The sequence below is a fragment of the Kitasatospora sp. NPDC005856 genome (assembly GCF_040629945.1).
Lineage (GTDB): Bacteria > Actinomycetota > Actinomycetes > Streptomycetales > Streptomycetaceae > Kitasatospora.
The window spans coordinates 1-8217 of record NZ_JBEXWT010000165.1 but is presented as its reverse complement, the minus strand read 5'-3'; the positions used below and the strand labels follow the sequence as shown (position 1 = coordinate 8217).

At 76.1% G+C, this 8217-nt stretch carries 7 protein-coding genes and 1 pseudogene; 4 read left to right on the top strand and 4 right to left on the bottom strand.

Annotation, left to right across the window (positions count from 1 at the left end; translation table 11 throughout):
• The 3 genes and pseudogenes from ABZ449_RS41100 to ABZ449_RS41090 all read right to left on the bottom strand — a co-directional run.
• Window positions 1-480, bottom strand: a pseudogene (locus ABZ449_RS41100) (hypothetical protein); the annotation flags it as partial.
• A complete protein-coding gene (locus tag ABZ449_RS41095) occupies window positions 480-2111 on the bottom strand; it encodes a DUF3492 domain-containing protein (protein ID WP_360357011.1) in 1632 nt (543 codons plus the stop codon). The gene ABZ449_RS41095 and the pseudogene ABZ449_RS41100, both read right to left, overlap by 1 nt.
• 608 nt (window positions 2112-2719) lie before the next feature.
• Window positions 2720-3622 carry an alpha/beta fold hydrolase gene (locus tag ABZ449_RS41090; RefSeq protein WP_360357008.1) on the bottom strand — a complete coding sequence of 301 codons (903 nt, stop codon included), beginning with the start codon at window positions 3620-3622 and terminating at the stop codon, window positions 2720-2722.
• Window positions 3623-3845: 223 nt separating this feature from the next.
• On the opposite strand from ABZ449_RS41090, the gene ABZ449_RS41085 reads away from it, so the two are divergent.
• From ABZ449_RS41085 to ABZ449_RS41075, 3 genes are all read left to right on the top strand, one after another.
• Window positions 3846-4508: a TetR/AcrR family transcriptional regulator gene (locus ABZ449_RS41085; RefSeq protein WP_360357005.1), complete on the top strand. Its 663-nt coding sequence runs from the start codon at window positions 3846-3848 to the stop codon at window positions 4506-4508.
• 131 nt (window positions 4509-4639) lie between these two features.
• A complete protein-coding gene (locus tag ABZ449_RS41080; protein WP_049660675.1) occupies window positions 4640-4867 on the top strand; it encodes a DUF3107 domain-containing protein in 228 nt (75 codons plus the stop codon).
• A gap of 136 nt (window positions 4868-5003) precedes the next feature.
• Window positions 5004-5330, top strand: coding sequence for a hypothetical protein (locus tag ABZ449_RS41075; protein WP_360357002.1), 327 nt, complete (start codon window positions 5004-5006; stop codon window positions 5328-5330).
• An 18-nt stretch (window positions 5331-5348) separates the two neighbouring features.
• Here ABZ449_RS41075 and ABZ449_RS41070 read toward each other — a convergent pair whose 3' ends face one another.
• Window positions 5349-6077 (bottom strand): ferritin-like fold-containing protein, encoded by a 729-nt coding sequence (locus ABZ449_RS41070; protein ID WP_360357000.1) that lies wholly within the window; start codon window positions 6075-6077, stop codon window positions 5349-5351.
• Between the two features lie 691 nt (window positions 6078-6768).
• Here ABZ449_RS41070 and ABZ449_RS41065 point away from each other — a divergent pair.
• A partial coding sequence (locus ABZ449_RS41065; protein ID WP_360356998.1) for a DEAD/DEAH box helicase occupies window positions 6769-8217 on the top strand: 1449 nt, incomplete at its 3' end.

Sequence of the window (8217 nt, the reverse complement as noted above, 5' to 3'; positions counted from 1 at the left end):
GGCCGCCGGCCGCGCCGCCGGTGCCGGCACCGGCCCCAGGGCGTCCGGCGGGCGGACGGGCCCGGCGCACGGCGGGCCGGGCTCGGCCGGGGGCGGCGCGGTCAGCGCGGGCAGCAGCGCCAGCGGGAGCGCGGCGCACAGCAGCACCGGCCAGCGCGTGCCGAGCGCGGCCACGCCCGCGCAGGGTGCCGCGGCCAGCGCGGCGGCGGTCAGCGCGGCCCGGGCGGCCGCCCCGTCCGGCCGGGCCGCCGGCGGCCGGGGCGCGGGCGGGCGTCGGGGCACCCGGGCGTACAGCTCCTCGGCCAACGAGAACAGGTCGGCGTGCCGGCAGCGGGCGGCGGCGTCCGGGCCGAGCCCGGCCTCCTCCAGCCCGGCGGCGATCTCCAGCGGGTCGACGGCGCGCTCGCACAGCTCGCGGTGCTCCGCCATCACCTCGCGCACCGGGTCCGCGCTGCTGCCGAGCAGGGTCCCGCCCGGCATCAGAGGGCCTCCGCGAGTTCGGCCCGCCGCCGCCCGGCCGGCTCCCGCACGCCGTCCGGGTCCGCGGTCCCCTCCCGCGGGGTGTCGTCCCCGCCGCCGCGCGGGCCCTCGGCCAGCCAGTACTCGGCGGGGCGGGCGAACGGACGGGGCCCGGGCCCGCCCTCGCCGCCGCCCCCTCCGCCGGGGAAGGCCGGGTACTGCGAGACCAGCTCCAGGTAGATCTCCCGGAAGGCGCCGATCACCGGCTCCACGGCGAAGCGTTCCTGCGCCCGCAGCCGCCCGGCCAGCCCGAGCCGGGCCCGCCGCTCCTCGTCGCGCAGCAGCGCCAGGCAGGCGCCCGCCAGGGCGCGCGGGTCGCGGGCGGGCACCAGCAGCCCGGTCGGCCCGACCACCTCGCGGGCCACCCCGACGTCGGTGGAGACCACCGCCCGGCCGCTGAGCATCGCGTCCGCGAGCAGCCGGGGGCTGCGCTGGGAGAGCCCCGAGAAGACCGCCACCGTGCCCGACTCCCAGGCCCCGGGGAGGGACCCGGACCGTCCGGCGAAGTCCACCGCCGGGGCCACCCCCAGCCGTTCGGCCACCGCCGCGCAGTGCGCCCGGTAGCCGGGCACCGCCTCCTCGCCGTACACCACCAGCCGGGCGCCGGGCAGTTCGGCGCGGACCCGGGCGAGGGCGTGCAGCGCGAGCTCCGGGTCCCGGCCCGGCTCCAGCGTGCCCGCCCACACCAGGGTCGGCGCCGCGGGCTCCGGCCCGGCGGCCGGTCGGTCCACCACCGGCGTGCCCTCGTGGACCACCCGGGTGCGGGCCGGGTCGGCCCCGCAGTGGCGCTGCCACTGCTGGTCGTGGGCACTGCCGGGGGTGAGTATCGCGGCCTGCCGGTACGTCTCCCCGGTGAGCGCCCGGAAGAAGGACAGCAGCAGCGCGCGGACCGGCCACCGGTACGGCGCCTCGCGGTAGCCGAGGTACTGCTCGCGCAGGTGCAGGCCGTGCTCGGTGACCACGAACGGCACCCCGTGCAGCTGCCGGGCCACCAGGGCGGGCAGCGCGGCCGGGCCGCCGCCGACCACGTGGCACAGGTCGGCCGCGCCGAGGCCGCCGGGGCCGGTGCCGTACCAGGGCGCGGACAGCGGGCGCAGGCACTGCTCCAGCAGGTCCGCCGCGACCAGCACATCGCACACCAGCGGCTGCCTGGCCGAGGTGTCCGCGCCGGGCAGCCGCCAGGTCCGCTCCAGCAGCCGGCGGGCGTGCGCGGAGGCCAGGAAGGCGGGCAGCGCGCCGTCCTCCCGGGCGAGCGCCGCCAGCCGGTACAGCCCGGGCCCGAAGCCGGCTCTCTCCACGGGCAGTAGCAGGGCCCGCACCAGTTGCTCGTACGCCCCGGCGTACCGGCGTCTGCGCACCGCGCCCGGTGCCCGGCCGCCCGGCCGGCGCCCCCACGGCGCCAGTTCGTGGGTGCCGCGCCAGACGGACGACGGCCGCTGCGCGGTGCCCGGGGCCCGCCCCGCCTCCGGGCCGGTGAGCAGGTACAGCTCGAACCCGTGCTCCGGCAGGCCCTCGGCCAACCGCTCGCACCAGCCGCCGGCACCACGCCGGGCATGCGGACGGGCACCCTCGGTGAGCAGGGCAACGCGCACGGGAGACCTCCAGGGCAGAGCGGGATTCGCTGGGCGGGATCGCGGACGGATCGACGGATCGACGGACATCCGGGCGGCCCGGGCAGTCGCCCGGGGCGCCCCCGCACGGCGGCGGGAGCGGTCGGGGAAGGGAGGTCCGGTCGGCCCGGGTCGGCGCCGCGGTGCCTCCGTGCGGCCCGCCGGCGGCCCGGTCGCGGACGCGCCGCGTTCCGTTCCCCCGGGCTCCCGTCCGCTTCGGCGGTCGGGCCCAGCCCGCCGGAACCCCTGGCCCGCGGCCGCCCTCCGGTTCCTCCGGCGGCCGCGACTCCCCCACACCTGTTCGGTCCGACAGCAGAAAGGTAGGACCGGCCCGGGCCGATCCATCGGTCACCTGCCTGCCTGCCACCTGATCGAGTGAACCGCCGTGACCTCGACCCGGACCGGGCCGTTACCGGGCGGTATGCGCGGCCGCCCGCGCGACCGGCCGTGGCGCGCGCCCGGCCCGCGGGGTGTGCGCCCCGCCCGCACGCGGTGCGCCCCGCCCAGGGCGCGTGCTCAGCCCTCGCGGCGCGCGCCCGCTCCCTGCCGCGCGCTCGGCCGGTGGGGTCCGCTCAGGCAGTGGGGTCCGCTCAGACGGTGGTGTACGCGATCAGCTCCCGGACCGCCCGGGCGACCTCGTCGGGGTGCTCCATCATCGCCACGTGCCCGGATTCCGGCAGCACCAGCAGCCGGGCGTCCGCGAAGACCGCGCAGGCGCGGCGGGCCGAGCGGTAGGAGACCAGCTTGTCGCGCAGCCCGTACACCAGCAGCACCGGCGCCTCGACCCGCTCGGCCTGCCGCCACAGCGCCTGGTCGCCCCGCTCGGTGTACGCCGAGACGATGCCGCGGGCCGAGCCGACCAGCGCCTGCATCGCGTGCGGCACCTCCAGCCGGCGCCGGTACTCGGCCACCGCCTGGGCCCGGGTCTCCGGGCTCAGGCTGTCCGGGTGACCGTAGACCAGCTGCAGCAGGTCCTCGGTGGCCGCCTCGACGTCGCGTCCGCCCGCGGACAGCCGGCGCAGCACCGCGGGCACGCCGGGCACCGCGAGCAGACCGGTCGGCCAGGCGGAGCGCTGCGGGGGCAGCTCGGGCAGTGCCGGGGAGACCAGGGTGAGGCTGCGCACCAGGTCCGGGCGCACGGCCGCCAGCCGGACGGCGACCGCGCCGCCCAGCGAGTTGCCGAACAGGTGGACGGGGCCGCGGCCGGAGGCCTCCAGGTAGCCGATCACCGCGCGGACGTGGCCGGAGACGGTGAGGTTGCCGTCGGTGGGCGGGTGGGAGCGGCCGAACCCGGGCAGGTCCACGGCCTCGCCGTCGACGTGCCCGCCGAGCCGGTCCATCAGGGCCTGCCAGTTGGCGGCCGAGCCGCCGAGGCCGTGCACGAAGAGCCCGGGCTCACGCCCGTCGGCGGCGCCGTCGTCGGCGGGGCGGTGCACCGCGAGCACCGCGCCGGGGACCTCGACCGTACGTACCTGCTGCTCAGCGCTGCTCATGGTGGACGATGGTAGTGAGCCTCGGCCCCGGTGGCACCGGGGTGGTCGGGCCGCGGACCGTGTCCGTCCCACCACTGCCGAGGCCGAGGTCAGCGCCGTATTGTGGGCTCCTGACAACCAGGCCGATCGTCTTTACTCGCCTTCGCCGAACGCGGGCGCGGTTACCGAAAAGTAGAATCGGCCATCTCGCCAGCCGCGAAGAGACCCCGAAGTGAGGAGCGCCGTGACGGCCATCCAGGAGGCGCAGGAGCGCCCGCGCGGTGCCCGCCTGCCGCGAAGCGCCCGCCGTGAACAACTGCTCGGTGCCGCCCAGGAGGTGTTCGTCGCCCAGGGCTACCACGCGGCCGCCATGGACGACATCGCCGACCGCGCCGGGGTGAGCAAGCCGGTGCTCTACCAGCACTTCCCCGGGAAGCTGGAGCTCTACCTGGCGCTGCTGGACAAGCACTGCGACGCCCTGGTCGAGTCGACCCGCGAGGCGTTGTCGACGACCAACGACAACAAGCAGCGGGTGGCCAACACCATGGAGGCGTACTTCAACTACGTCTCCAGCGAGTCCGGCGCCTTCCGGCTGGTCTTCGAGTCGGACCTGACCAACGAGCCGGCCGTGCGCGAGCGGGTCGAGCGGGCCTCCGAGGCGAGCGCGACGCTGGTCAGCGAGGTGATCCAGGAGGACACCGACCTGCCCGAGGCGGAGTCCAAGCTGCTCGCCGCCGGAGTCTGCGGCCTGGCCCAGATCACCGCCCGGTACTGGCTCTCACAGGGCCTGGAGATCCCCCGCGACGAGGCGGTGCGGCTGGTCGCCAGCCTGTCCTGGCGCGGTCTGAAGGGCTTCCCGATGCACCCGGGCGAGCAGTCCGGCGAGGGCACCGCCCACCAGGACTGATCCGCGGACCTTCGTCGGGCCGGGGATCCGGTGCTCTATGGTGAAGCCGTACGGCACGGTCGCCGCGAACGCTTGTCCCAGGCGGTCCGGTGCCCGTGCGTGGAGGCTGCAACCCCGGAGGGACGGAAGCCGTGGAGGTCAAGATCGGCGTGCAGAACGCGCCGCGCGAGATCGTGATCGAGAGCTCGCAGACTGCCGATGAGGTCCAGAGCGCGGTCGCGAAGGCGCTGGAGGGCTCGGAGAAGATCTTCGCGCTGTCCGACGAGCACGGCCGTCGCATCATCGTCCCGGCCGAGCGCCTGGCGTACGTGGAGATCGGCGAGTCGGCCGCCCGCAAGGTCGGCTTCGGCACCGCCTGAGGCGCCGCCGCACAGCATCGTCCGGTGCCCCGTTCCCGCGAGGGAGCGGGGCACCGTCGTGTGTACGGCCGGGTGGGGCGGGGTACGGCGAGGGTGCGGCGCCGGTGCCGCACGCCCGTTCCCCCGGGAGGCAGCCTTGCTGGTCGAGTCGATCGCCTTCGCCCTCGTCGGCCTGGTCACGGCCGCCGCCGCCCTGCTGGCCCTGCCCGCGTACTTCCGGGCCGCCCGGGCGCTGACCCTGGGCACCGCGCTGGCGGCGGCGCTGGTCGGCGGGGTGGTCGCGCACTTCGGCGTGGACGGGCGCCAGCCCGCGGTGTCCGTCGCGGCCGCGGCGGTGGCCTCGGGCGTGCTCACCTCGCTGCTGGCCCGGCCCGACCTCGCCGCCGGGCGCGCCCCGGCGCACCGGCACCACGCGCACCGGCCCGGCGCCCACCGCGCGTCGCGGCGGCACCGGGCGGCCTGAGGCCCCGGCGAACAGGCCCTACGACGCCAGGCCGAGGGCGGCCATCCGCTTGGTGTGCGCCTCGGTGATCCGGTTGAACATCTTGCCGACCTCGACCAGGTCGAAGCCCTGCACCCGGACGCCGCCGACCAGCAGGTTGGACAGCGCGTCGCGCTCGGCGACCACCCGCTGGGCCTGGCTGAGCGCCTCGCCCATCAGCCGTCGGCCCCACAGGGCGAGCCGGCCGCCGGCCCGCGGGTCGGCCTCGATGGCCTGGCGGACCTTGTCGACGGCGAACTGGGCGTGGCCGGTGTCGGACATGACGCTCAGCACCAGGTCGCGGGTGTCGTCGTCCAGCCGGACGGCCACCTCGCGGTAGAAGTCGGTCGCGATGGCGTCGCCGACGTAGGCCTTGACCAGGCCCTCCAGCCAGTCCGAGGGCGCCGTCATCCGGTGGAACAGCTCCAGCGGCTCGACGAAGGGCCGCATCGCCTCCTGCGGGTCGGCGCCGACCTCGGCGAGCCGGTCGTGCAGCCGCTGGTAGTGCTGGAACTCGGCGGAGGCCATCCGGGCCAGCGCCGCCTTGTCGGCGAGGTCGGGCGCCAGCTTGGCGTCCTCGGCGAGCCGCTCGAAGGCGCTCAGCTCGCCGTAGGCGAGCGCGCCGAGCAGGTCCAGCACGGCCGCCCGGTAGCCGGGGTCGGCCGAGCACGCGGCCCAGTCCCCGATCGAGCCGGCCGCCGCGTCCTGCGTCTCACCATGGGTCTCCATGACCCGCAACCTTAGTCCCGCCCCGCCCGCCGCGTGCCCGCGCGCGCCCGGGTGACCGGCCGTACGGGGCGCTCCGGTGGCAGTTGCCGGGGGCAATGTCAGACGCGTCACGTGTTCGAGTCGTCGCCTGACTGTATGGTGGTACGGAGCCCGTCGTGTTCGCATGGTGTCACCGCCGTCTCGGTACCCCGCGCGGACCCTCCGTAGCGGCACCGTCCAGCCGGACGTGTCCGCACCGGAGGCACGGGTACTCACGTACGCGGATGCCCGGTCGGAGAGCCGATCGGCTCCGACCATGGCTTGGACTTCAAGCCTTGGCACCGCATCAGTGGCCGAGCGAGGGCCGCCGAGACCACGCCCCGAGGCGGAGGTCCCGCGCAGGTCCCTCACGGGAATCCTCCCCGACGCCGCCGGCGACGCGCCCCGCACAGGGCAGCGCGCACCGGCCGGCCGCAGGGACCGGCGCGGTTGTGCGTCCGCGCAGCTGTATTCGGGGCCGCACAGGCCCGTACGCAGCCGCGCGGCTGCCCGCCCGCCGCTCGCTCTCGGCCCCTCCGAAAACGGAAGAGGCAGCACCCTGTCCACCACCGCTGAACCCATCAAGACGACGTTCCGGGAACTGGGGATCCTCCCGGAGACCGCCGAGGCCCTGGAGTCCGTCGGCATCGTCCACCCCTTCCCCATCCAGGAGATGACCCTCCCGGTCGCGCTGACCGGCCACGACGTCATCGGCCAGGCCAAGACCGGCACGGGCAAGACCCTCGGCTTCGGCCTCCCGCTGATCGAGCGGGCCGTCGTGCGCGCCGACGTGGACGCCGGCCGCGCCACCGAGGAGCAGCTCTCCGACTTCCCGCAGGCGCTGATCGTCGTCCCGACGCGCGAGCTCTGCACCCAGGTCACCAACGACCTCCAGACCGCCGGCAAGGTCCGCAACGTGCGGGTCCTGGCCGTCTACGGCGGCCGGGCGTACGAGCCGCAGGTGGAGGCGCTCACCAAGGGCGTCGACATCGTGGTCGGCACCCCGGGCCGGCTGCTGGACCTCGCCGGGCAGAAGAAGCTGAACCTGTCCAAGGTCCGCGCGCTCGTCCTGGACGAGGCCGACGAGATGCTCGACCTGGGCTTCCTGCCCGACGTCGAGAAGATCATCACCATGCTGCCGGCCAAGCGGCAGACCCTGCTGTTCTCGGCCACCATGCCGGGCCAGGTGATCAGCCTCGCCCGCCGGTACATGAGCCAGCCGACCCACATCCGGGCCGCCGCCCCGGACGACACCGGCGCGACCGTCGCCAACATCGAGCAGCACATCTTCCGCGCCCACTCGCTGGACAAGGTCGAGATGGTCTCGCGCATCCTGCAGGCCGACGGCCGCGGACTGGCGATGATCTTCTGCCGCACCAAGCGCACCGCCGCCGACGTCTCCGACCAGCTGACCCAGCGCGGCTTCGCGGCTGGCGCGGTCCACGGCGACCTCGGCCAGGGCGCCCGTGAGCAGGCCCTGCGGGCCTTCCGCAACGGCAAGGTCGACGTGCTGGTCTGCACCGACGTGGCGGCCCGCGGCATCGACGTCGAGGGCGTGACGCACGTCATCAACTACCAGTGCCCCGAGGACGAGAAGACCTACCTGCACCGGATCGGCCGCACCGGCCGGGCCGGCGCCTCCGGCACCGCCGTCACCCTGGTCGACTGGGACGACATCCCGCGCTGGCAGCTGATCAACAAGGCGCTGGACCTGCCGTTCAACGACCCGGAGGAGACGTACTCCACCTCGGCGCACCTGTACGAGCTGCTGAAGATCGCGCCGGGCACCAAGGGCATCCTGCCGCGCTCGGAGCGGACCCGCGCCGGGCTCAACGCGGAGGAGGTCGAGGACCTCGGCGAGACCGGTGGACGCGGTTCCCGCCCGGGCCGCGGCGGTCGCGGTGAGCGTGGCGGTCGCGGTGGCCAGGGCGGCTCCGGCCGTCCGGGCGCCGGCGCCGCCACCGCCGAGACCGAGGAGCAGAAGCCGCGCCGCACCCGTGAGCGCCGCCGCACCCGTCGGGGCTCGGTGGTCGGCGAGGGCGAGGCCGCCGCCGTGACCGAGGCCGCCGTGGCGGCTCCGGCCGTCGAGGGCGCCGAGGGCGAGGCCGCGCCGCGCCGTCGC

Excerpts from the sequence above, each read along its gene's own strand:
- ABZ449_RS41090 (WP_360357008.1), bottom strand. The coding sequence starts at position 3,622 with ATGAGCAGCGCTGAGCAGCAGGTACGTACGGTCGAGGTCCCCGGCGCG.
- ABZ449_RS41070 (WP_360357000.1), bottom strand. The coding sequence starts at position 6,077 with ATGGAGACCCATGGTGAGACGCAGGACGCGGCGGCCGGCTCGATCGGG.